The sequence below is a fragment of the Spiroplasma endosymbiont of Aleiodes alternator genome (genome assembly GCF_964031135.1).
In the GTDB taxonomy this organism is placed as follows: Bacteria; Bacillota_I; Bacilli_A; order Mycoplasmatales; family VBWQ01; genus Spiroplasma_E.
On sequence record NZ_OZ035008.1, the window covers coordinates 1154632 to 1179292 of the forward strand.

The window sequence follows — 24661 nt, forward strand, 5'->3', positions numbered from 1 at the left end:
AAAGTTCATAATTTTCAATAAAAAAGTTTATTTTAAATACCATTGTTGCTTTCTTTTGTATTAAAATTTTCTGATATTGATGATATATCAGCATCAATAACATCAGTTTTTAAATCAATCACTAAATTATTACCACCAGCAATAATATCATCAGCAACTACTTTGCCAGTTCCTTCATTTACCTTGCTAAGATTAATGTCACTTGCTTTAATCACTAATCATTTTTCTTTTTTCGTTAATATATTAATAAAAGATGTTGCTGGTGATAAGAAGGTTTTAATAATACTAATACTTTTACTTTTAGGAACTTTTATTACTTTATTACCTTTTGTTGTTCGTGAAGTTTGTTCAATAGTATTGAATAACATTCGTTTAATTGTTCCAACTGATGTTAACATTGCATAAATATCATTACTATTACCACAAGCCATTCCTACCACTTCATCTTCTTCAGAATTAATTTTCAAAGCTTTAACACCTGTTGCAGTTTTAGTTAATAATGGAACTTTCGTTTCTAAATATTTTAAAGTCATACCCTTGCGAGTACTAATAACAATAAAATCATGACCGGTAGTACTATTAACACTAATAACACTATCGTTCTCTTTTAACTTAACATATTTGGCGGTTTTATTAAATCTAGTAGTTGCTAACTCTAAAAGTTGCATTCTTTTAATTAAACCATATCTAGTAGCGACTACTATATTTACATTTGGCTGTTCAAAACTATTAACTTGCGCAACACTAATAATTTTTTCATTTCCTTCAAGTTTACATAACGTATTAACATGAATACCATTATCTTTTCATTTATTTTCTTCTAATTTAAAAATTGGTATTAAAAAATAATTACCTTTATTTGTAAAAAATAATAAATTATTAAAATTATTGAACATTGCTCCACCAATAATAACATCATTTGGCTTACGTCCAAAATCTTGATAATCAAGATTTTGTAAAAATACTTTACTACTTATTACCTTAATTCAACCATCATAACTAATACTAACAAATACATTTTCTTGTCGCAATGTTGCTTTTTCATCAATTGTAATTTCAGAAATTTCACCTTGAATTTGTGATTTTCTTAGTCCAGAAAAATGAGAATTAATTTGTTCTAACTCAGTAATAATAACTTGACGTAGTGAATTTTCATTATTAAGAATTTCTTGTAAAACAATAATTTTACTTTCAATATCTGCTTTTTCTAAAACTAATGATTGAATATCAGTAGCAGTTAAACGATACAAACGCAATTGTACAATTGCTTCTGCTTGAATATCAGTAAAATTAAAAGCTGATATTAAATTTAATTTTGCTTGCATACGGTCAGTTGATGTTCTAATAATTTTAATTACTTTATCAACTTCACTTAATGCAATAACTAAACCATTAACAATCTCTAATCTTCGTTCTAATTGTGCTAAGTCATATTGTGAACGCTTAGTAACAACATCAATTTGATGATTAATATAAAAATCTAACATATTAATTAAACTCATTTGTACTGGTTTTTTGTTAGCGATTGCTACTAAATTAAAGTTATAATAAATTTGTAAATTGGTATTTTTAAATAAATAATTTAAAATTTCTTGCGGTTTACTATCTTCTACTAAATCAATAACTATTCGTAAACCAAAACGATCCGTTTCATCACGTACTTCTTTAATACCATGAATTTTTGCTAATGTTTTAACATCATCAATTTTTTTAATCAAATCTTGTTTAATAACTTCAAATGGAATTTCGGTAATAATTATTTGTGGAATTTCACCTTCATTATTAATATGAGTTTTAGCACGAATTGCAATTCGCCCTTTACCAGAACGATAAGCTTCTTTAATACCTTTAATACCTTGAATAATTCCTCCAGTTGGAAAGTCAGGACCCTTAATAACACGCATTAATTCGCTTAAATTACATTGTGGATTATTAATTCTCATGACAATTGCATTAATTACTTCTTGTAAATTATGAGGTGGAATATTAGTTGCCATTCCAACAGCAATTCCAGAAGCACCATTTACTAATAAATTTGGAAAATAGGCAGGTAAAACTGTTGGTTCTGTTTCTGATTCATCAAAATTTTTAATTAAACTAACAGTATTTTTCTTAATATCCTTCAATAATAATTCTGAAATTAATGATAAACGTGCTTCTGTATATCGCATCGCAGCAGGATTATCACCATCAATTGAACCTTTATTACCATGCATTTGTACTAATGGTCATGCTACCTTTCACTCTTGTGCCATTCTACACATCGCAGCATAAACCGCTGTATCACCATGAGGATGATATTTACCAATTACTTCTCCAACAACACGAGCTGCTTTTTTATATGCTTTATCATTGGTTAAACCCAAATCATTCATAGCATGCAAAATTCGACGTTGAACTGGTTTCAAACCATCACGGATATCGGGCAATGCTCGTTCTAAAATAATATATTTGGCATATCGACCAAAACGTTCTGCAACAATATCATCAATAGGATAAGATAAAATTTGTTCATTATTTTGTTGAATCTCTTCTTTACTATTCATAACTTATAAACTCCTTTTTCTTAATAATCACTAGCTTCAAAAGAAATATTTTCTTCAATTCATTTTCGTCTTTTTTCTGGTTTATCACCCATTAATATTTGAATTTCTGTTTCTGCTGATAGAGCATCCTCAATAGTAATTTTAATTAATTGACGGACATTTGGATCCATAGTTGTTTCTCATAATTGTTCAGCATTCATTTCTCCTAAACCTTTATAACGTTGCAGGTCATATTTACCTTTAATTGTTTCAACTTTATCTTTTAATTCTAACTCATTTCAAACATATACATGTTTCTCTTGCTCTTCTTCTTTAAAAGAAATTTTAAATAAAGGCGGTAATGCAATATAAATATTACCCGAAGTAATTAAATCTCGCATATAACGATAGAAAAAAGTTAGTAATAAAATTTGAATATGGGCACCATCAGTATCGGCATCAGTCATAATAATGACTTTATTATAATTACAATTTTCAATACTAAATTCGTTACCAACACCAGCACCAATCGCATTAATAATCATACTAATTTCCTCATTATTAAAAAGATCAATTACTTTAGTTTTTTCGGCATTAATTACTTTTCCTTTTAACGGTAATATCGCTTGGAACTTACGATCACGACCTGACTTGGCACTGCCACCAGCGGAATCTCCTTCCACTAAAAATAATTCATTAATGTTAGGATTTTTACTTTGTGCAGGCACCAATTTACCTACTAAAAATTTTTGCGTATCTTTACTTTTATTACGCAATGATTCGCGTTCTTTTCTTAAAGCATTACGAATATCACGAGCCTTAATGGCTTTATCAATAATTTTTTTAGCAGCATCACTATTTTCGTGAAGTCAAAATGAAAATCTTTCATTAACAATATTATCAACAACAATTCTTGCTTCAGGCGTTCCTAATTTACCTTTTGTTTGACCTTCATATTGAATTAAATTTTCAGGAATACGCAACGAAACAATAGCAACCAAACCTTCTCGCAAATCATTACCTTCTAAATTTTTATCTTTTGCTTTTAATAATTCTTGTTTTCTTGCATATTCATTAATAGCTTTCGTTAAACCACTTTTAAAACCAACTAAATGACTTCCACCATCAACAGTTTTAACATTATTGGCAAACCCTACTAACGTTTCACTATAATCTTCAGTATATTGTAATACAATTTCAACGTCAATATTATTTTGTTTACCTTTTAAACTAACAATTGGTGATAAATTTTTTTTATCTTTATTTAAATATTGCATGAAAGCAACTAAGCCATTTTCATAATGAAAAGTTTCTTCAGTACCTGTCCTCTTATCAATTAATTGAATACTTAAATCATTAATTAAAAAAGCACTTTCACGTAAATGTTGTTCAAATAAATGAACATTTCAATCACAACCTAGAAAAACACGATGAAAATCAGGTAAAAATTGTACCCTAGTTCCTGTTTTATAAGTGCTACCAATCATTTTTAAACTTTGATCAATCTTACCACCATTTTTAAATTTAATTTCATGAATTTTTTTATCACGATGAATAGTAACAATCATTCAATTACTTAAAGCATTTACTACTGAAGCACCAACACCATGTAAACCACCCGAGGTTTTATAACTATTAGTGTCAAATTTTCCACCAGCATGTAAAACCGTATAAATAACTTCGGGAGTACTTTTTTTTGAAGCATGCATACCAGTTGGAACACCACGACCATTGTCTTCAACAGTAACTGACTTATCAACATTAATAGTAACAACAATACTAGTACAAAAGCCAGCTAATGCTTCATCAATACCATTATCAACAATTTCTCAAACTAGATGATGAAGACCACGATTATCAGTAGAACCAATATACATTCCAGGTCTTTTTCTAACTGCTTCTAGACCTTCTAAAATTTGAATTGATGATTCATTATAAACACTGCTTTTTGGTTTATTTGCCATGAAAAAAACTCCTTACTACAATTTATTTCATTTTCATTTTATCATATATTTATTTATTTAAAGATAATGTCGATAAAAGAACTAAATCAATTTTATAATTTAAAGTTAAAGGTTTCTATATAAAATTTAATATAATACATTTAAAATAAATATTTATCTAATAATTTTTAATTATTAATAAAACAGTTATAAAATAAATATAAAAAAAATAAATATAATAATGAACTTGTCAAGAAAAGTGGACAATAAAAGTAACCTTTTATTAAATTTTATAAAATAGCGTTTGTAAGTGTTAAATTTATAGGTATGAACTAATTATTTGTTGGTTTGGAATGAGCTAATCGATATTCGATTGGACTCATTCCTTTTAATTTTATTTGAGGTCGATAATTATTATAAAAGTAAATATATTTAGGTAAGTTGTCTTGTATTCATTCAATAGTTCTATTTTTTCTTGGAATTTGATATAGAAATTCTGTTTTCATTGTTCCAAATCAAGTTTCAGTAGCACCATTATCACAGGAATTACCTCTTCTAGACATTGAAATTTTTATTTTTAATTCATCACATAAAATTTTATAAGAAGGATTTGTATAGTGAAATCCTTGATCTGATTGTAAAATTCATGAAGTAGGTTTTTGAGCATTAACTCAAGCTTGGATAATGTTTTGGACAACAAATGTCATGTCTAAACTTGCACTTATTTTATAATCTAATATTTCATTATTATGAAAATCTTTAACAATTGATAAATAATATGTTTTACCATTAGTTAATAAATAAGTTATATCAGTACCTAATTTTTCATTTAAATTAGTAGTTGAAAAATCACGTTTTAATAAATTATCATATCTTAAACTTCCTGATTTAGTTCTATAATCAAATTTTTTTATGCGAACCTTAGCTTTTAAACTCATATTTTTCATATATCTATATACAATATGAAATTTTAATTTTAAATTATAAATTTTGTTAATTCATAAAGTTATCATTTTATAACCATAAATTTCTTGAAATTCATAAAAAATATTTTTAATTATATTAGCTAAAAATGTATCTCATTTATTAAATTCATTCATTCCATTCTTAATTCACTTATAATATCCTGATTTTGAAACATTTAATAATCAACATAAATAACTAATCTGATATTTTTTCTTCAATGAGAAAATCACAAAATATTTCTTCTTTTTTGTCGATTTTTCTAAATACTTTTTTATATCGTTCATTGCCTCAATATATTCAATTAATTCTTGTTTTGTCATTTCATTAAAATTTAAAGATTTGGGTCGACCTGTTCTTTTGGTTTTTTTAGCACGAATTCCATTGCCATATTCTAAACCTTTTTCACCTAATAATTTATATGCTTTAATTCATTCTTTTATTGATGATCGACCAATACCATACTCTAATGCGGTTTTATCAATTGTTTTAATTTTACTTATTTTTATTATTTTTAACTTTTCTTCTTTTGATAGTCATTTAGCCATAAAAAAATGAACACCTTCCTTAAAGTATTTTTAACACAAAGGTTACAATTCTGTGTCTACTTTATTCTAGATGTTCATAATCTTATAAAGATTATAGTTTTATGGGACTTTCCAGCAATCTGTGTAACTTAGTGATTTTACAACTAAAATTTATTTAAAAAACACAGTTTTTAGGAAAGTCCTCTTAAAACATTAAGATATTTTTTATCTAATTTTTAATATTTTTACATTAGTAACTTAGATAAATATCTTATTTATGTTATTATTTATTTCTTAATAATATATTATTCAAAACTATGTAATTCTTTTCATAGTTTTTCTAAAATTACTTTTGATTTAACTAATGATGAAAGTTCTGTTTTTGTAGCATTTTGCAATAATTGTCAAGTTGGAAATTGCTGTAATATTTTATTTTGTAATTGTAAACCAATTCCTGGTACTGATGATAAAACACTACTTATCATTGATTGACTTCGTTTTGTTTTATGATATTTAATTGCATAATTATGAACTTGATCTTGTAATTTACTCAAAAATAAAAAACAAGCATCAGTTTTAGGAATATTAATAATTTGCATTTTATCATTTATAATTTTATCAGTTTGATGTTTTTTATTTTTAACTAATCCAATAATAGGAATTGTTAAGTTTAATAATGTTAGTTGTTCTAATGTAGCACTAATTTGTGGTTTTCCACCATCAACAATAATTAAATCAGGAAGTGGCAATTTATTAATAACTAAGTGATGATATCTACGATAAATCATTTCACAAAAACGATGATAATCATCAATAATTTTTGGATCTAATAAAAATTTGCGATAATCATTAAAACTAGGATTACCATTCTTATAAACAATCATACCGCCAACACTAGCACTTTGTTGAAGATTAGAAACATCAAAAACCTCTAAATGATTTAAATTAGGAATTTTTAATCATTGTGATAATACTTTCATCATATTTAACGGTTCATTAAATTGATTAGTTTGTAAATAATTATTTCATGCGTAAATGGCATTGGTTTTTGCCAATGTTAAAATATGTTCTTTTGTTCCTTTAATTGGATTAATAAATTTTATTTGTGGAAATAATAATTTTAATTGTTTTAAATCAATATTTGATGGTAAATATATTTCATTTGGCAATGTATTTTTACTATATAGTTGTTGACAATAATTACGAATTAAATCTTGAATTTCTAAGTAATTATTTTGAACTATTTGTTCATCTTTAGCTTGCAATTTACCATTACGATAAAATAAAGTAATTAAAACAACCATTTCATCTTCAATTAAAAAATTAATAAAATCGCGATTTCCATAATCTTGAAACTCAACAACTTGTTGTGATAAAAATAAATCTATTTTTGATAACAAAATTTTAATACGATTAGCATTTTCAAATTGTAAGTTTTCAACACTAATATTCATATTATTAATTAATATTTTTTTAACTGCAGTAACATTCCCTTTGAAAAATTGATCAATTTTACTAATCATATCTTCATAATAAGTAATAGGTACTGATTTAAAACAAGCACCAGAACATTGCTGTAAATGATAATATAAACAAGGTTTACCAAGATTACCAGCACATTTTCGTAATGGAAAAATTCGTTCCAATAACTTTAAAATTTCACGCGCACCAGTACCATCTGGAAATGGTCCATAATAATGTCCCTCTTTTTTAGTAGCACTACGTACATAACGATATTGTGGATCGCGATTATTAGTAATTTGAATATAAGGATATTTTTTATCATCTGCTAACAAAATATTATATTTAGGATGATGTTTTTTAATCAATGTTTGTTCTAAAATTAAAGCCTCTTTTTCATTAGATGTCGTAATGTATTCAACATCATGAATATCATTAACTAATAACATTGTTTTAAAATTACTGGCTTTATTTAAATATGAAGTTACTCGTTTTTTTAATGAATTAGCTTTACCAACATAAATTAAATTATTATGTATATCTTTAAATAAATAACATCCAGCAATATTAGGTAAAAGTTTAATTTTCATTTGTAGTAAAGATTTTTCTGCCATTAGTTCACCTAAATTTATTAACAAATTAAAAGATACTTTGATTTTAACATTAATATAATGTTTTATCCTAAAGTAAACTCTTAATTTTATTCATTATTAATTACTTATGATTCGTTATTAATAATAGTTTCGTTATCATTAAGAATTTCACGATTTAAAATACTATCTTCTAAACTTTTTTTAACTACCAGAGTACCTTTGCTATTACTCATTACATCTTTTTGTTTTTCAGGGTCAATTTTACCAAAAGGAGTTAAATAACTATTTTCATTAAAATAAACAATAGGCGAAGAAGGTTTATTGATAATGTCACTATTATCATTTTGTTTTATTTCATTTTGTTTTATTTCTGCTTTTTTTACTGGTGATATAAGTGGTTCTTTCTTTGATTCCTTATTGAAATTATTTTCTTTTCTAAAAGATTTTTTAACTTGTTTATCAATTAATAATTTTTCTTTTTTTAACTTAATATGTTTTTGTTTTAAATCAGCATTTATTTTATTTTTTTGCTTTTTATTTTTATTATTAATAATAATTTGTTTAATAATTTGTTTAATAATTTGTTTCATTTTGCTAAAGAAAATAAAAGGTTTATTAAAAATAAATAAACAAGTTAAAGAAAAAATACTAATAAAGTTTGCAATTAAATTAGTAACAAAAAAACCATAATTAAAAATACCTATTAAAACATTACTAATAATGCCACCAGTAGCATATGCTGGAAAAAAGGTTTCAACACTAAAATCTTTAAAAGAAATTGGTGAAGCAAAAAAACCTAGATAATTATTTATACCATTTGTGTTTCATCATGTTTTAACGTATATTTCACTAATATTTAATAGGTTTAAATTATAATAACTAGTTCATAAATTATTCTTTCCTAAAATTATTAAAGTTAAAGTTTGCGTTGTCCAACAACTAATCACTAAAAATAAAAAATAAACAAAAATATACTTCAATTTAAATTGCATGCGATAACCAAAAGCTAAAGGAATAATCATTAAAAAAAGAAAGAAATAAACAGCATATTTCATTCACCCAAATAAAAAAGAAAAAAGAAAATCATCAAGTACTTTACCAATTATTGAAAATCTAGTTAAACTAACTATTAGGAAAAAGAAGATTACTAATAAGAAAAAAAGTAATCCAACTTCATCACCACGAGATTGAGATTTTGATATTTTAATGCCATTTTTAATCATAAGAACATCACCTCTTAACATTCTCCACAAAATAACTAATAAAAATAGTATAACATAATTGATATATGTAATATCTTTCTATAATCGATTTTTGATTTATTATTGCAAAAAAACAATATTAATTTTTTAATACTTTTATCATAAAAAATGTATTATTTAAATTTCATATTCATTATTTTCTAGATTTTAAAAATTTAAAATAAATCATTTTTCGGGACTTTCCTAAAAACTGTGTTTTTTAAATAAATTTTAGTTGTAAAATCACTAAGTTACACAGATTGCTGGAAAGTCCCCATTTTCTTATTTATATTTATTTAACAATTAATTTATATAATATTATATAATCATTGTAAACTTAATATAAGTTTTACCCGTTGCTTTATTTAAAGTAAAATGGGTTTTTATTTTCTAATTTTAAAGGGGACATAAACAATGTGGGGTTTTAATAAAAATAAAAAAGAAGAACAAGAAAGACAAAGAGAAGCCGAAAAACAAGCAGAACAACTACGAAAAATTGAAAGAGACCAAGCTAGATTAAAAGCCGAAAGAGAAGAAAGACAAAGAGAAGCCGAAAAACAAGCAGAACAACTACGAAAAATTGAAAGAGACCAAGCTAGATTAAAAGCCGAAAGAGAAGAAAGACAAAGAGAAGCCGAAAAACAAGCAGAACAACTACGAAAAATTGAAAGAGACCAAGCTAGATTAAAAGCCGAAAGAGAAGAAAGACAAAAACAAAAAGAAGAAAGAGAAAGAGAAGAAAAAAATAGAAAAGCTGAAGAAGAAAGCCAACGTGTAAAAGAAGCAAATGAATATATGGAAAAACAAAGAATAGAAAGAGAAGCAAAACGAGAAAAAATTTTTCAAGAAAAATTAAAAGAAGATAGAGCTAAAGAATTAAGAGAACGCGCCAGAGCAGCTGAAGAAGATGAAAGACAAAGAAGAGAACGTGCAGAAGCAGAAAATGCAGCAAAAATAAAAGGTAAAGGACATTATAATCCATGAAATTTTTAAATTTTAAATTTTTCTATTAATTTATATAATGTAGTTTACAAAGTTATTGGTAATGTTTAGTAATCTGTGTAACTTACAAAAATAACTATGTTTAATTAATTCTAGTAAATATAATTAAATGACTAGAAAGAGTGAGTTACAGATGGCTAAAAAGCAAAATATTAATAATAATGATCCAATATCAAAAGCAGTAGATTTATTATTAGAAAATACTGAAGATTTAACAACAGTTTTTAAAGAGGGGGGATTGTATAAAGAATTAACAAAAAGATTAGTAGAAAAAATGTTGAATTCTGAGATGCAAAATTATTTAGGATATGATAAGAATCAACATAGTAATAGTGACAATGCTCGTAATGGTATAAGTTCAAAAAAATTAATAACTCAACAAGGTAAAATTGAGATTGATGTACCACGAGATCGCAATAGTAATTTTAATCCTGTAATAGTTGCAAAAAGACAAAGAAGATTTGAAGGTTTTGATCAACAAGTTCTTTCTTTATATGCAAAAGGTATGACATTATCAGATATTAGAATGCAATTACAAGAGTTATATCATGGTGCTGATATTAGTGAAAGTGTTATTAGTCAAATTACTGATGATGTTATTGATGATGTAAAAGCATGGCAAAATCGACCATTAGAAAGTGTCTATCCGATTGTTTATTTTGATTGCATAATAGTGAAAGTACGACAAGATAAAAGGATTATTAATAAATCAGTTTATATAGCTTTAGGAGTTGATTTAGAAGGTAAAAAAGATGTTTTAGGTTTATGAATTAGTGAAAATGAAGGTGCTAAATTTTGATTAGCAAATTTAACAGAAATGAAAAATCGTGGCTTAAATGATATTCTTATTGCCTGCAGTGATTTAACGGGACTTTCCAGCAATCTGTGTAACTTAGTGATTTTACAACTAAAATTTATTTAAAAAACACAGTTTTTAGGAAAGTCCCCAAAAATGAGCAATTGCTGTATTTCAATTTTGAATGGGCATTGTTCATTTTTTTGTTATATTTTCAATTGCTAAATAAAATATTTTAAAAACTGCCATATCATTAGGAAAAACTTTTTTATTTCTGATAACTTTTCGTAATTGACTATTTACAGATTCAATAGCATTTGTTGTATAAATCACTCTTTTAATTTCTGCAGGATAACTAATAAAAACAATTAAATTATCTCAATTTTTATATCAAGATTTAGCAATTTGAGGATATTGTTTATTTCACTTATTTTCAAAGGATTCTAAAGCCTGCATTGCTTGTTCTTCACTACATGCAGTATAAATTGGTTTTAAATCTGCAACCAGAGATTTTCTATGCTTATATGAGACATATTTCAAACTATTTCTAATTTGATGAACTATGCATAATTGATGTTCTGTTTTAAGATAAACTGATTGTATTGCTTCTGACATGCCTGTTAAATTATCACTGCAGGCAATAAGAATATCATTTAAGCCACGATTTTTCATTTCTGTTAAATTTGCTAATCAAAATTTAGCACCTTCATTTTCACTAATTCATAAACCTAAAACATCTTTTTTACCTTCTAAATCAACTCCTAAAGCTATATAAACTGATTTATTAATAATCCTTTTATCTTGTCGTACTTTCACTATTATGCAATCAAAATAAACAATCGGATAGACACTTTCTAATGGTCGATTTTGCCATGCTTTTACATCATAAATAACATCATCAGTAATTTGACTAATAACACTTTCACTAATATCAGCACCATGATATAACTCTTGTAATTGCATTCTAATATCTGATAATGTCATACCTTTTGCATATAAAGAAAGAACTTGTTGATCAAAACCTTCAAATCTTCTTTGTCTTTTTGCAACTATTACAGGATTAAAATTACTATTGCGATCTCGTGGTACATCAATCTCAATTTTACCTTGTTGAGTTATTAATTTTTTTGAACTTATACCATTACGAGCATTGTCACTATTACTATGTTGATTCTTATCATATCCTAAATAATTTTGCATCTCAGAATTCAACATTTTTTCTACTAATCTTTTTGTTAATTCTTTATACAATCCTCCCTCTTTAAAAACTGTTGTTAAATCTTCAGTATTTTCTAATAATAAATCTACTGCTTTTGATATTGGATCATTATTATTAATATTTTGCTTTTTAGCCATCTGTAACTCACTCTTTCTAGTCATTTAATTATATTTACTAGAATTAATTAAACATAGTTATTTTTGTAAGTTACACAGATTACTAAACATTACCGGAATTTTGATATAGAAATTCTGTTTTCATTGTTCCAAATCAAGTTTCAGTAGCACCATTATCACAGGAATTACCTCTTCTAGACATTGAAATTTTTATTTTTAATTCATCACATAAAATTTTATAAGAAGGATTTGTATAGTGAAATCCTTGATCTGATTGTAAAATTCATGAAGTAGGTTTTTGAGCATTAACTCAAGCTTGGATAATGTTTTGGACAACAAATGTCATGTCTAAACTTGCACTTATTTTATAATCTAATATTTCATTATTATGAAAATCTTTAACAATTGATAAATAATATGTTTTACCATTAGTTAATAAATAAGTTATATCAGTACCTAATTTTTCATTTAAATTAGTAGTTGAAAAATCACGTTTTAATAAATTATCATATCTTAAACTTCCTGATTTAGTTCTATAATCAAATTTTTTTATGCGAACCTTAGCTTTTAAAATCATATTTTTCATATATCTATATACAATATGAAATTTTAATTTTAAATTATAAATTTTGTTAATTCATAAAGTTATCATTTTATAACCATAAATTTCTTGAAATTCATAAAAAATATTTTTAATTATATTAGCTAAAAATGTATCTCATTTATTAAATTCATTCATTCCATTCTTAATTCACTTATAATATCCTGATTTTGAAACATTTAATAATTAACATAAATAACTAATCTGATATTTTTTCTTCAATGAGAAAATCACAAAATATTTCTTCTTTTTTGTCGATTTTTCTAAATACTTTTTTATATCGTTCATTGCCTCAATATATTCAATTAATTCTTGTTTTGTCATTTCATTAAAATTTAAAGATTTGGGTCGACCTGTTCTTTTGGTTTTTTTAGCACGAATTCCATTGCCATATTCTAAACCTTTTTCACCTAATAATTTATATGCTTTAATTCATTCTTTTATTGATGATCGACCAATACCATACTCTAATGCGGTTTTATCAATTGTTTTAATTTTACTTATTTTTATTATTTTTAACTTTTCTTCTTTTGATAGTCATTTAGCCATAAAAAAATGAACACCTTCCTTAAAGTATTTTTAAGACAAAGGTTACAATTCTGTGTCTACTTTATTCTAGATGTTCAATTTCAAATATTAATGTTGATTTAAATCCAGTAACAGACAAAAATGATTTTTACATTGTAAAAGGTTCATATAATATAATTTTTACAAATGGTGTTACAAAAACTGATAAATATAAAGTAGTTATAAAAACAAGTCCAAACGGAGTAGTTGGTCATGATATGTTTCCAATTAAAAAACAGATTTTAATAGTAATTTTCAAAATGAATTTAAAGTAGGTCAATCAGTAAGTAAATTTCAAATTAAGAGTGATTTGACTTCAATGTTAGATAATTCTAAAGATAATGTTAAAACAATCTTTGGAATCCAAAAATTATTAGTAACAAAAAAATGATAAATCAACAGGTAATTTTATGGCCAATGATAAAATTACAGTTAGATTTAAAATCGCTGAAGTTATGATTCTTGTAGGAGAAGAATTAATAGTTAACCCTTAATAATAACATCATATTCAATGCTAATTATGTTTAATAAAATATATCAAAAAAATAAAAAAAAGTTTTAAAAACTATTTTTTATTTAATATAACAGGAATAATTAAAGGGTTTCTTCTTTTCTTTTTAAATATATAAGGTGCTAATGTTGATTTGATAGCATTTTTTATTGTAGCAAAAGTAGGTCTTTCGCTTTTTAATACTTCATTAATAGCTTTTGTTAGTAATGATATTGCTTCAGATACTAAAGGTGCTGCATCACGAACATAGAAAGAACCGCGAGAAATAAACGTTGGTGGTGCTAATAATTTATTATTTTGTGAATCAATAGAAACAACAATTGCAATTAAACCATCTTTAGAAAGAATTTGTCTATCACGGATTACTGCAGCAGTTGTTACTCCTGACATATCTTTACCACCATCAACATAAATAGGATCAGCAGCAATGCGTTTATCGCTTAAAGAACATTTACCATTATCCATAATAATTGGATCACCGTTAGCACAAATAAATATATTTTCTTCAGGGATTCCAATTGATACAGCTGTTTCTTTATGAACTTTTAACATTCGATAATCACCATGCATTGGCATAAAGTATGATGGTTTAATTAAATTTAACATTAATTTTTGTTCTTCTTGTGAAGCATGACCAGAAGTATGCAATCAATTTAATGGTGAATTTTCTTCAACAATCGCACTAAGTCGTGTTAGTTTATTAACTACTCTTTCAACGTCAGCACGGTTACCGGGAATTGCTGATGAAGAGAATATTACTGTATCACCGGGTATAATTTTTATTTGACGATGTTCGCGATTAGCAATTCTTGATAATGCTGCCATTGGTTCACCTTGGGAACCCGTACAAATAATAACAATTTGATTATTATCATATTTTTTAGCTTCTTCTGCTTTAATAAATGAACTATCACGAACTTTTAAATGTCCCATTTGACGAATAACATTAACTATTCTTTCTAAACTTCTTCCAACAACAATAACTTTTCTATTATGTTTTGTTGCAACTTCAATAATTTGTTGTAAACGGTGTACATTAGAAGCAAAAGTAGAAATTAAAATTCTGCCCTTTGCTTTAGCAAATATTTCACTAATTCTTTTAACAACAAGCATTTCTGTCATTGTATAACCGGGTACTTCAGCATTCGTTGAATCTGCTAAAAATAATGTTACTCCTTTTTGACCCATTTGTGCCATTTTATCAATATCTGCTTTATGACCTAAAGGTGTTCAATCGAATTTATAATCACCTGTTGTTACAACAGTTCCATTTGAATTTTCTACACAAATTCCATATGCATCAGGAATTGAATGATTAACAGCAAAAAAACTAATAATAAATCTGTTAGTTTTAATTTTACTATTACCATCAACAATATTTATTTTTATTTTTGATTTTATTCCTTTGTCCTTAATTTTATGACGAATTAAAGCTGCTGCTAAGTTAGGAGCATAAATAGCTGGAATATCACTAATTTCTTTTAATAAGTATGGTATACCACCAATATGATCTTCATGACCATGAGTAATAAATATTCCTTTAATTTTATGTTTATTTTCTTTTAGGTAACTATAATCAGGAATTACTGCTTCAATTCCTGGCATAGAAGCATCAGCAAATTTTACTCCAGCATCAATAATAATAATTTCATTATCTTGTTCAATTACATAAGTATTTTTTCCAACTTCTTCTAGCCCACCAAGCGCAAAGATTTTCGTGACGAACTTTTTAACTGGCATACTATTTTTTGTGGGTGTATCACTCATATTTTTTCTCCTTCATTCATTTTAAAATTATAAGGAAATAACATAAAACATAACATAAAAAAATGTAATGAATTTTATCATGTTTTTACTTATTACTTATTTGGTATATTATATTTAACTATAATAAAACAATTTAAAAACTTAAGTTTATCATTCTACTTTATATCATAATCCATTTATCATCATTAAGTCAAGGATTATCCTTATTAATGTGATGATAAAAGAGTTTTCCTTCTAAATGATCTTGCTCATGTTGAAAAACAATTGCTTCATAACCTCTAACAGTTAAAGTTACTTTTTTCTTTTTTAAATAGTCATAACCTGTAACGTTGATTTTATAACTACGTGGAACTAAACCTTCATGAGGGTGATTAGTTACACTTAAACAACCTTCACCTTTTTTTAAATAAGCTATTTGTTCGCTTTTACCAATGATTTTTGGATTTATTAATGCATGTTCATAGTAAATAATCTTTTCATTTTTATCAGGAATTGGTAATAAAATATAATACATTTTTATATTTTCTCCAATTTGTGGTGCAGCAATACCAATAGCTTCGGTTAAAATGTTGTTAGCATTAAATTCTTTATCTTGTGATGCTTTTACTCAATCAATCATACGTTTCATAATATTTTTATCTTTAAGTGTTAAGGGTAAAATAACATCAGCACAAGGTTTTAATAAACTAGGTTTTGTATCTTCAGTAATTCAAGATGCTGATGGTACTTCGTTTTGTAATTTTTTTAACATTGCAGATCCTTTCATCAGTTTGTAATAAATAATAAATTAAACTAATTTGCTTTTATCAAATTTAATGATAAAGTTATTATAAACTAAATTTTGGAGAAAAAATGAAAATTATTGCTGGAAAATTAAAAGGAAAAAAAATAATTACTTTAGATGGTTTATCAACACGGCCAACATTAAATCGAATTAAAGAAAATATTTTTAATATTATGTTAAATTATTGTAGTTTTGAAGATAAAATTGTTGTTGATTTATTTGCTGGAAGTGGTAATTTAATTCTTGAAAGTTTATCACGGGGGGCAAATTTTGCTTTTGCAAATGATATTAATAAAGCTGCTTTTAATATTATTAATCAAAATTGTTTTGCTTGTAATTTACAAGAACAAGTTAAATTAAGTAATTTGGATTATCAAATTTTTAGTAAAACACTAGTACAACAATGTGATATTGTTTTTATTGATCCACCGTTTACAAATATTACTTGTCAACAGTGAATTATTGATTTCTTTTATAAAAATAATTTACTTGCTAATAATGCTTTAATTGTTTTAGAAACAAATGTACCACTTGAAAATTTACAATTAAATTTCCATTTTAAAGTAGTATCTAATAAAAAATACGGTAAAATATATATTAAAATAATTCAATTTTATGAAAAGTAGAAAGTAGAATGTAAATGGCACAAAAAAAAGGAAAATTAATTATTCTTTCTGGACCAAGTGGTGTTGGTAAGGGTGCAATTATTGCTAAATTATTTGATGATAAATCATTAAATTTAGCATATTCAGTTTCGATGACAACAAGAAAACCACGTAATAAAGAACAAGATGGCATTAATTATTTTTTTGTTGATGTATCAACTTTTTTAAATCATGTTAAAGGTAATGATTTTTTAGAATATACAAATTTTATTGGTAATTACTATGGTACTAGTAAGAGTTATGTTTTAAATTCGCAAAATCAAGGTTATAACGTTATTTTGGAAATTGAGGTTGATGGTGCTAGTCAAGTTTTAAAAAATTATGAACATCGCAATGATATTATGAGTATTTTTATTATGCCTCCTTCTTATCAAGAATTAGAACAAAGAATTCGTATGCGTGCTAGTGAGTCAGAAGCAATTATTGAGAAAAGGTTAAATAAAGCAAAAGAAGAATTTAAAGTTCAACATGAATATGATTATATTGTTATTAACGATGACTTAGATATTGCTGTTAAAGAAATAACAGATATTATTAAAAATAATATTAATTAGTTTTTGATTTGATAGTTTAGAATTAAATATTAAAAACATTTAACGATGTTAATTTGTATAAAAATATAATAGTATAGAAAACTATAATACAATAATTTTATAAACTTAATATCAAGTTTTTTTTAAATCCTATTTCTTTAATTTTAAAGTAATAGATTTTTTTATTTAATTAGAAAAGGTGAATAAAATATGGACGCTAAATCAATTGCAATCTTGCTAAAAACAGTAGTCGGGTTAGGAAAAGTAATATCTGAAGGAATAGAATCAATCAAAACCAGTAAGAGAAAAAATAAAGCAAAAGATAAGATAGAAAATCAAGTAAAAACATTAGAAACAAAAGTATTAACAGCATTAAAAGTATTACAAACATTACAAACATTAAAAGAAAAAGTATGAGAAGATGAAACATTAAAAGAATTAGTAGAATCTTTAAAAAAATTAGAAGAACAATTATCAAATGCATCAGAAAAATTAGAAAAATTAAAAACAGAACCAGCAACAGTAACAATCACAGATATATCAGTAGCATCAGTATGATTACATGAAAAACTATCAAATTCACTAAAATTAATTGAAAATGAACATCTAGAATAAAGTAGACACAGAATTGTAACCTTTGTGTTAAAAATACTTTAAGGAAGGTGTTCATTTTTTTATGGCTAAATGACTATCAAAAGAAGAAAAGTTAAAAATAATAAAAATAAGTAAAATTAAAACAATTGATAAAACCGCATTAGAGTATGGTATTGGTCGATCATCAATAAAAGAATGAATTAAAGCATATAAATTATTAGGTGAAAAAGGTTTAGAATATGGCAATGGAATTCGTGCTAAAAAAACCAAAAGAACAGGTCGACCCAAATCTTTAAATTTTAATGAAATGACAAAACAAGAATTAATTGAATATATTGAGGCAATGAACGATATAAAAAAGTATTTAGAAAAATCGACAAAAAAGAAGAAATATTTTGTGATTTTCTCATTGAAGAAAAAATATCAGATTAGTTATTTATGTTGATTATTAAATGTTTCAAAATCAGGATATTATAAGTTAATTAAGAATGGAATGAATGAATTTAATAAATGAGATACATTTTTAACTAATATAATTAAAAATATTTTTTATGAATTTCAAGAAATTTATGGTTATAAAATGATAACTTTATGAATTAACAAAATTTATAATTTAAAATTAAAAGGTAATGTTTAGTAATCTGTGTAACTTACAAAAATAACTATGTTTAATTAATTCTAGTAAATATAATTAAATGACTAGAAAGAGTGAGTTACAGATGGCTAAAAAGCAAAATATTAATAATAATGATCCAATATCAAAAGCAGTAGATTTATTATTAGAAAATACTGAAGATTTAACAACAGTTTTTAAAGAGGGAGGATTGTATAAAGAATTAACAAAAAGATTAGTAGAAAAAATGTTGAATTCTGAGATGCAAAATTATTTAGGATATGATAAGAATCAACATAGTAATAGTGACAATGCTCGTAATGGTATAAGTTCAAAAAAATTAATAACTCAACAAGGTAAAATTGAGATTGATGTACCACGAGATCGCAATAGTAATTTTAATCCTGTAATAGTTGCAAAAAGACAAAGAAGATTTGATGGTTTTGATCAACAAGTTCTTTCTTTATATGCAAAAGGTATGACATTATCAGATATTAGAATGCAATTACAAGAGTTATATCATGGTGCTGATATTAGTGAAAGTGTTATTAGTCAAATTACTGATGATGTTATTGATGATGTAAAAGCATGGCAAAATCGACCATTAGAAAGTGTCTATCCGATTGTTTATTTTGATTGCATAATAGTGAAAGTACGACAAGATAAAAGGATTATTAATAAATCAGTTTATATAGCTTTAGGAGTTGATTTAGAAGGTAAAAAAGATGTTTTAGGTTTATGAATTAGTGAAAATGAAGGTGCTAAATTTTGATTAGCAAATTTAACAGAAATGAAAAATCGTGGCTTAAATGATATTCTTATTGCCTGCAGTGATAATTTAACAGGCATGTCAGAAGCAATACAATCAGTTTATCTTAAAACAGAACATCAATTATGCATAGTTCATCAAATTAGAAATAGTTTGAAATATGTCTCATATAAGCATAGAAAATCTCTAGTTGCAGATTTAAAACCAATTTATACTGCATGTAGTGAAGAACAAGCAATGCAGGCTTTAGAATCCTTTGAAAATAAGTGAAATAAACAATATCCTCAAATTGCTAAATCTTGATATAAAAATTGAGATAATTTAATTGTTTTTATTAGTTATCCTGCAGAAATTAAAAGAGTGATTTATACAACAAATGCTATTGAATCTGTAAATAGTCAATTACGAAAAGTTATCAGAAATAAAAAAGTTTTTCCTAATGATATGGCAGTTTTTAAAATATTTTATTTAGCAATTGAAAATATAACAAAAAAATGAACAATGCCCATTCAAAATTGAAATACAGCAATTGCTCATTTTATGATAAAATTTGAAGATAGAATTAATCTAAACTAGTACTTTGTAAAACAAAGATACACAGATTACATAAAAGCCTCAATTAAAATTTCATATTGTATATAGATATATGAAAAATATGAGTTTAAAAGCTAAGGTTCGCATAAAAAAAATTGATTATAGAACTAAATCAGGAAGTTTAAGATATGATAATTTATTAAAACGTGATTTTTCAACTACTAATTTAAATGAAAAATTAGGTACTGATATAACTTATTTATTAACTAATGGTAAAACATATTATTTATCAATTGTTAAAGATTTTCATAATAATGAAATATTAGATTATAAAATAAGTGCAAGTTTAGACATGACATTTGTTGTCCAAAACATTATCCAAGCTTGAGTTAATGCTCAAAAACCTACTTCATGAATTTTACAATCAGATCAAGGATTTCACTATACAAATCCTTCTTATAAAATTTTATGTGATGAATTAAAAATAAAAATTTCAATGTCTAGAAGAGGTAATTCCTGTGATAATGGTGCTACTGAAACTTGATTTGGAACAATGAAAACAGAATTTCTATATCAAATTCCAAGAAAAAATAGAACTATTGAATGAATACAAGACAACTTACCTAAATATATTTACTTTTATAATAATTATCGACCTCAAATAAAATTAAAAGGAATGAGTCCAATCGAATATCGATTAGCTCATTCCAAACCAACAAATAATTACTTCATACCTATAAATTTAACACTTACAAACGCTATTTTATAAAATTTAATAAAAGGTTACTTTTATTGTCCACTTTTCTTGACAAGTTCAAAATTACAAACTAAATTTTCTTCAAGAGAAAATAGTAAAGATAGTGATAATGATTTTTTAATAAAAGCAGAAGTAAATAAAAATTATCTTCATAACACTGTACCAAATTTATAGTTAATAAAGATAATTAACAAATAATAATTTTATAAACTTATATAAGATAAAGTCTAAAATTATCAAAAATATTAGTACTCCTTTTAAAAATAAATTTAAAAGGAGTATTTTGTAAATTATGATAAGTTATTATACTAATAATATCAAAAATAATTTTTTTACTTTATAATTAAAGTAGTGAAATCAAAAAATAAAGGAATGGTGGTATTTAATATGAGTGTATTACCGTTAAATATTATTTCGACTGTAATTTCAGCAGATATTGGAACAGTTATTGCTGAAATAGCGGTTTTATTTGGAATAACCATTTCTTTATTAATGACAATTCTTATTTTAATAGTTATGAATACCTTTATTCGTGGTAAAAAAGTTTGATGAACAACAAGAAATAAATCTCATATGAAACTACTAGCAACTTCAGAAAAAAGAATGTTAGCAAGTGTTTTAGCAGAAGCAGTGATTAAATTAGCAGAAGAAAAAAATGGAGCACTAATTACTATTGAAAGGAATGTTTCATTAAATGAATATACTGATTTGGGAGTAAAAATTGATGGTGAAGTAACTTCACAACTATTACAATCTATTTTTATTAAAGGTTCACCATTGCATGATGGTGCAGTTATTATTCGTTTAGGTCGTATTGAATGTGCCTCTACTTATTTTCCACTAACTAATAAAAAAATATCTAGTCAATTTGGTTCACGTCATCGTGCTGCTATTGGAATATCAGAGCAAACGGATGCAGTATCAGTTATTGTTAGTGAAACTAATGGTTCTGTTTCAATAGCTCGTAGTGGTAAGTTTTTACAAGTTGAAAACTTAAATAATCTTGTTCGTACACTATATGATGAATTAGCTTCAACTAAAGAAATGGTTCAACAAGTATAATAATGAAAAGTTTGTTATTACTAGATATTGGTAATACATTAATTAAGATTGCTATGATTAATGATAGTGAAATTATTGAACAATGAGCAGTAATAGAAACCAAAAGTAAAACTGCAATTGTTCAATTGAAAAAAGCATTTAAATTAAATAAAAAATTACATTTTGAAGAAGCTGTTATTAGTTGTGTTGTTCCAAATTTTTTAATAATAATAGAAAAATTAATTGTTTTTACATATAATTTAAAACCGTTAATTGTTGATTTTAAATTACTAAGTTCTTTACCTTTAAAACTTAATTTAGAAAATCGTCAATTAGGTAGTGATTTGATAGCATTATCATATGCTGCTTATACTAAGTATCACAATGCAATAGTTGTTAGTTTGGGAACTGCTACTACCTATAGTGTTCTTGTTAATGATGTTTTGGTTGGTGTTATTATTGGACCTGGATTTAGTACAAGTAAAGATGCATTGATTGATAATGCTGCTTTACTTATTGATTTTGAAATTCAACATTATCAATCAATGTTAGGTAAAAATACTAATCATGCTTTATCAATTGGTTATGGTTATGGTTTTAGTGCAATGATTAATAGTATAGTTGCTAGAATTCAAAATGAAACAAATATTAGTTTACCTGTAATTTTAACAGGAGGTAGTGTACCAATTTTAAAATCTTATTTTGATTTTTCTTATATTTATGAACCACAAATGTTATTTTTAGGTTTAGTTGATATTATTAAATATTTTAGAAGTAATAATAAAATAAAAGATTAATATCTTTTAATATATTTAAAATATAAGGAAAGGAGAATAAAACTATGTTGATGTTAATAAAAATTTATAAATTAACTAGTGCACAAATTATTATAATAACTATTATTAGTTTATTAATTTTTACTATTATCGTTTTAACAAGTTTATTAGTAATTTTTAGTTCATATAAAAATAAACAATTTATGGTTTATAAAAATTTGCAATATATTCAAAATATTAATATTAAAGAAAGATTAAATCGTATTAATCAAATGGTACAAGCAAATGAACAATATAGTTCTATTTTAGGGATTTGAATTAGTCGTTATAATCTTTTTTTAAAAAAAGATTTAAATAAGGTTTTTAAAAAATATATTCAAATTTTAAAATTACAAAATAATAAAGAATTATGAAAAAGATATAAATTAATGTATAGAATGCATAATAAAAGTAATAATTTAAAAAATCAATTGCAGTTATTAACAATTGAAATAGATTATTTTATTAGTATTGATCAATTATTACGAGAATATCAATTATTTTTTAAACAAAATTTTAATTATTTACAAGATCAAATGATCAAGATTAATTTACAAAATGATCTTAATCGAGAACAATTAGATGAAGTTATTAAAATAATTAATGATATGTTTAAAGAATTAGAAACAAATATTAATGCTATTAATGTTAGTCAAATTATTACTATTTTAAGTGAGATTGCGATTGCTGTTGTAACATTGGCAGAAATTTTAGATAATTTACCAACACTTCGTTATATTATAACATATGAAATTAAACAGAAAATGGCGGCCTTAAAAAATAAATATCAAATGATAAAAATAAATAATACTTTACTTTTACAATACGAACAATTAGTAGCAAACGTTGATGAAAAGTTAAGTTTTATTAATAAACAAATTAATAATTTACAATACAAAAAAGCTAAGGTTAACACTCAAGAAATATTAAAATTAATTGCCACTTTTAGTAATAAAATTGATAAAGAACAAATATTTTATAATATTTTTAAACAAAATTATGAAAAATTTTTAGTTATGAGTTTTAATTTTAATGAAATATTTGAAACTATTAAAAATGAAATTGCTCTTTCAAATAAAATTAATTCTAAAATGATAGAAAATAGCAAAATAACTAACTTAGAAACTATTATTAATAAACAACTTGCTACTGTTAATCATTTTGATAATTTATTAATCATAGAACATCAAAAATCAATAAAAAATACTAGTTATGAAACATTAGTGATGTTATTAGCGGCGTTATTTGAAAATAGTATTGTTGTTTTTAATAGTTTAAAAGAGTATAATAAATTGTTGAATGAACAAAATAAAGCAAAAATTAAATTTAAAACTTATGTTGATAAAATCAATTCAATGATGTTACAAATTGATAATATTTTAAATAATATTAATTTTTATTATTTAAATGAAATTTATAAAGAAAAGTTTAGTGATTTACAATATTTAATAAATGATAATATTTTAAATTTTAAAAATGGAAATTATGATAATTCTTCTTTTAGTAAATTTAATGATTTACAAAATAAAATTTTTCATCTTTATACTGAATTAAAAATGGAAATTACTATTCATAAATTATCACATTTAACTCTTGTTTATGCTAATCGTCATCGTTCAATTAATCAGCAACTTAATAGTAAATTTAATGAAATTGAAAATAATATCACTAATAATCATAATCAAAAAGCATTAACATTATTATTGGAATTAATGGAATAAATT

The 24661-nt window shown here is 24.6% G+C and carries 22 protein-coding genes and 1 pseudogene; 13 read left to right on the forward strand and 10 right to left on the reverse strand.

Annotated elements, in window-relative coordinates; genetic code table 4:
* Positions 1 to 32: 32 nt before the first annotated feature.
* The 3 genes from parC to ACQH20_RS06930 all read right to left on the reverse strand — a co-directional run bounded on the left by parC (position 33) and on the right by ACQH20_RS06930 (position 5979).
* Positions 33 to 2546 carry a DNA topoisomerase IV subunit A gene (gene parC / locus ACQH20_RS06920; protein WP_425376994.1) on the reverse strand — a complete coding sequence of 838 codons (2514 nt, stop codon included), beginning with the start codon at positions 2544 to 2546 and terminating at the stop codon, positions 33 to 35.
* Between the two features lie 20 nt (positions 2547 to 2566).
* Positions 2567 to 4489 (reverse strand): DNA topoisomerase IV subunit B, encoded by a 1923-nt coding sequence (gene parE / locus ACQH20_RS06925; RefSeq protein ID WP_425376995.1) that lies wholly within the window; start codon positions 4487 to 4489, stop codon positions 2567 to 2569.
* A gap of 311 nt (positions 4490 to 4800) precedes the next feature.
* Positions 4801 to 5979 carry an IS3 family transposase gene (locus ACQH20_RS06930; protein ID WP_425376543.1) on the reverse strand — a complete coding sequence of 393 codons (1179 nt, stop codon included), beginning with the start codon at positions 5977 to 5979 and terminating at the stop codon, positions 4801 to 4803.
* A 6-nt stretch (positions 5980 to 5985) separates the two neighbouring features.
* Between ACQH20_RS06930 and ACQH20_RS06935 the strand changes: the two genes are divergently transcribed.
* Entirely contained in the window at positions 5986 to 6111 is a 126-nt protein-coding gene (locus ACQH20_RS06935; protein ID WP_425376996.1) for a hypothetical protein, read from the forward strand.
* 152 nt (positions 6112 to 6263) lie between these two features.
* Here the strand turns inward: ACQH20_RS06935 and uvrC are convergent, their stop codons facing one another.
* Together uvrC and ACQH20_RS06945 are read right to left on the reverse strand one after the other, a co-directional pair.
* On the reverse strand, positions 6264 to 8033 hold the full coding sequence (uvrC, locus tag ACQH20_RS06940) for an excinuclease ABC subunit UvrC (RefSeq protein ID WP_425376997.1): 1770 nt from the start codon (positions 8031 to 8033) through the stop codon (positions 6264 to 6266).
* A gap of 104 nt (positions 8034 to 8137) precedes the next feature.
* On the reverse strand, positions 8138 to 9235 hold the full coding sequence (locus ACQH20_RS06945) for a hypothetical protein (protein ID WP_425376998.1): 1098 nt from the start codon (positions 9233 to 9235) through the stop codon (positions 8138 to 8140).
* Positions 9236 to 9667: 432 nt separating this feature from the next.
* On the opposite strand from ACQH20_RS06945, the gene ACQH20_RS06950 reads away from it, so the two are divergent.
* Both ACQH20_RS06950 and ACQH20_RS06955 read left to right on the forward strand, forming a co-directional pair.
* The gene (locus ACQH20_RS06950; RefSeq protein WP_425376999.1) at positions 9668 to 10246 is read left to right on the forward strand and encodes a hypothetical protein; all 579 of its coding nucleotides are present in this window, start codon (positions 9668 to 9670) and stop codon (positions 10244 to 10246) included.
* A gap of 142 nt (positions 10247 to 10388) precedes the next feature.
* Positions 10389 to 11132 (forward strand): annotated as a pseudogene (locus tag ACQH20_RS06955) (IS256 family transposase); the annotation flags it as partial.
* Positions 11133 to 11189: 57 nt separating this feature from the next.
* Here the strand turns inward: ACQH20_RS06955 and ACQH20_RS06960 are convergent.
* The 5 genes from ACQH20_RS06960 to def form a co-directional block, all read right to left on the reverse strand.
* Positions 11190 to 12407, reverse strand: coding sequence for an IS256 family transposase (locus tag ACQH20_RS06960; RefSeq protein WP_425377599.1), 1218 nt, complete (start codon positions 12405 to 12407; stop codon positions 11190 to 11192).
* An 82-nt stretch (positions 12408 to 12489) separates the two neighbouring features.
* The gene (locus tag ACQH20_RS06965; RefSeq protein WP_425377000.1) at positions 12490 to 13125 is read right to left on the reverse strand and encodes an IS3 family transposase; all 636 of its coding nucleotides are present in this window, start codon (positions 13123 to 13125) and stop codon (positions 12490 to 12492) included.
* 48 nt (positions 13126 to 13173) lie between these two features.
* Entirely contained in the window at positions 13174 to 13536 is a 363-nt protein-coding gene (locus ACQH20_RS06970; protein ID WP_425377001.1) for a hypothetical protein, read from the reverse strand.
* 583 nt (positions 13537 to 14119) lie between these two features.
* Positions 14120 to 15832, reverse strand: coding sequence for a ribonuclease J (locus ACQH20_RS06975; RefSeq protein ID WP_425377002.1), 1713 nt, complete (start codon positions 15830 to 15832; stop codon positions 14120 to 14122).
* A gap of 160 nt (positions 15833 to 15992) precedes the next feature.
* Complete coding sequence (gene def, locus ACQH20_RS06980) at positions 15993 to 16583, reverse strand: peptide deformylase (protein ID WP_425377003.1); 591 nt, start codon at positions 16581 to 16583, stop codon at positions 15993 to 15995.
* Between the two features lie 101 nt (positions 16584 to 16684).
* Here def and ACQH20_RS06985 point away from each other — a divergent pair, with 101 nt between their 5' ends.
* From ACQH20_RS06985 to ACQH20_RS07030, 10 genes are all read left to right on the forward strand, one after another.
* The gene (locus ACQH20_RS06985) at positions 16685 to 17242 is read left to right on the forward strand and encodes an RsmD family RNA methyltransferase (RefSeq protein ID WP_425377004.1); all 558 of its coding nucleotides are present in this window, start codon (positions 16685 to 16687) and stop codon (positions 17240 to 17242) included.
* A gap of 14 nt (positions 17243 to 17256) precedes the next feature.
* Positions 17257 to 17835, forward strand: coding sequence for a guanylate kinase (gene gmk / locus ACQH20_RS06990; RefSeq protein WP_425377005.1), 579 nt, complete (start codon positions 17257 to 17259; stop codon positions 17833 to 17835).
* Between the two features lie 189 nt (positions 17836 to 18024).
* Positions 18025 to 18429, forward strand: coding sequence for a hypothetical protein (locus tag ACQH20_RS06995; RefSeq protein WP_425377006.1), 405 nt, complete (start codon positions 18025 to 18027; stop codon positions 18427 to 18429).
* 61 nt (positions 18430 to 18490) lie between these two features.
* On the forward strand, positions 18491 to 19045 hold the full coding sequence (locus ACQH20_RS07000; protein WP_425377007.1) for a hypothetical protein: 555 nt from the start codon (positions 18491 to 18493) through the stop codon (positions 19043 to 19045).
* Positions 19046 to 19127: 82 nt separating this feature from the next.
* Positions 19128 to 20366 carry an IS256 family transposase gene (locus tag ACQH20_RS07005; RefSeq protein ID WP_425377597.1) on the forward strand — a complete coding sequence of 413 codons (1239 nt, stop codon included), beginning with the start codon at positions 19128 to 19130 and terminating at the stop codon, positions 20364 to 20366.
* A gap of 70 nt (positions 20367 to 20436) precedes the next feature.
* Positions 20437 to 21093, forward strand: a complete 657-nt coding sequence (locus ACQH20_RS07010; RefSeq protein ID WP_425377008.1) for an IS3 family transposase — start codon at positions 20437 to 20439, stop codon at positions 21091 to 21093.
* Between the two features lie 36 nt (positions 21094 to 21129).
* Positions 21130 to 21255, forward strand: a complete 126-nt coding sequence (locus tag ACQH20_RS07015; protein ID WP_425377009.1) for a hypothetical protein — start codon at positions 21130 to 21132, stop codon at positions 21253 to 21255.
* A 213-nt stretch (positions 21256 to 21468) separates the two neighbouring features.
* Positions 21469 to 22143: a diadenylate cyclase gene (locus tag ACQH20_RS07020; RefSeq protein ID WP_425377010.1), complete on the forward strand. Its 675-nt coding sequence runs from the start codon at positions 21469 to 21471 to the stop codon at positions 22141 to 22143.
* A 2-nt stretch (positions 22144 to 22145) separates the two neighbouring features.
* A complete protein-coding gene (locus tag ACQH20_RS07025; protein WP_425377011.1) occupies positions 22146 to 22919 on the forward strand; it encodes a type III pantothenate kinase in 774 nt (257 codons plus the stop codon).
* Positions 22920 to 22969: 50 nt separating this feature from the next.
* Positions 22970 to 24658, forward strand: a complete 1689-nt coding sequence (locus ACQH20_RS07030; protein ID WP_425377012.1) for a hypothetical protein — start codon at positions 22970 to 22972, stop codon at positions 24656 to 24658.
* Positions 24659 to 24661: the final 3 nt, after the last annotated feature.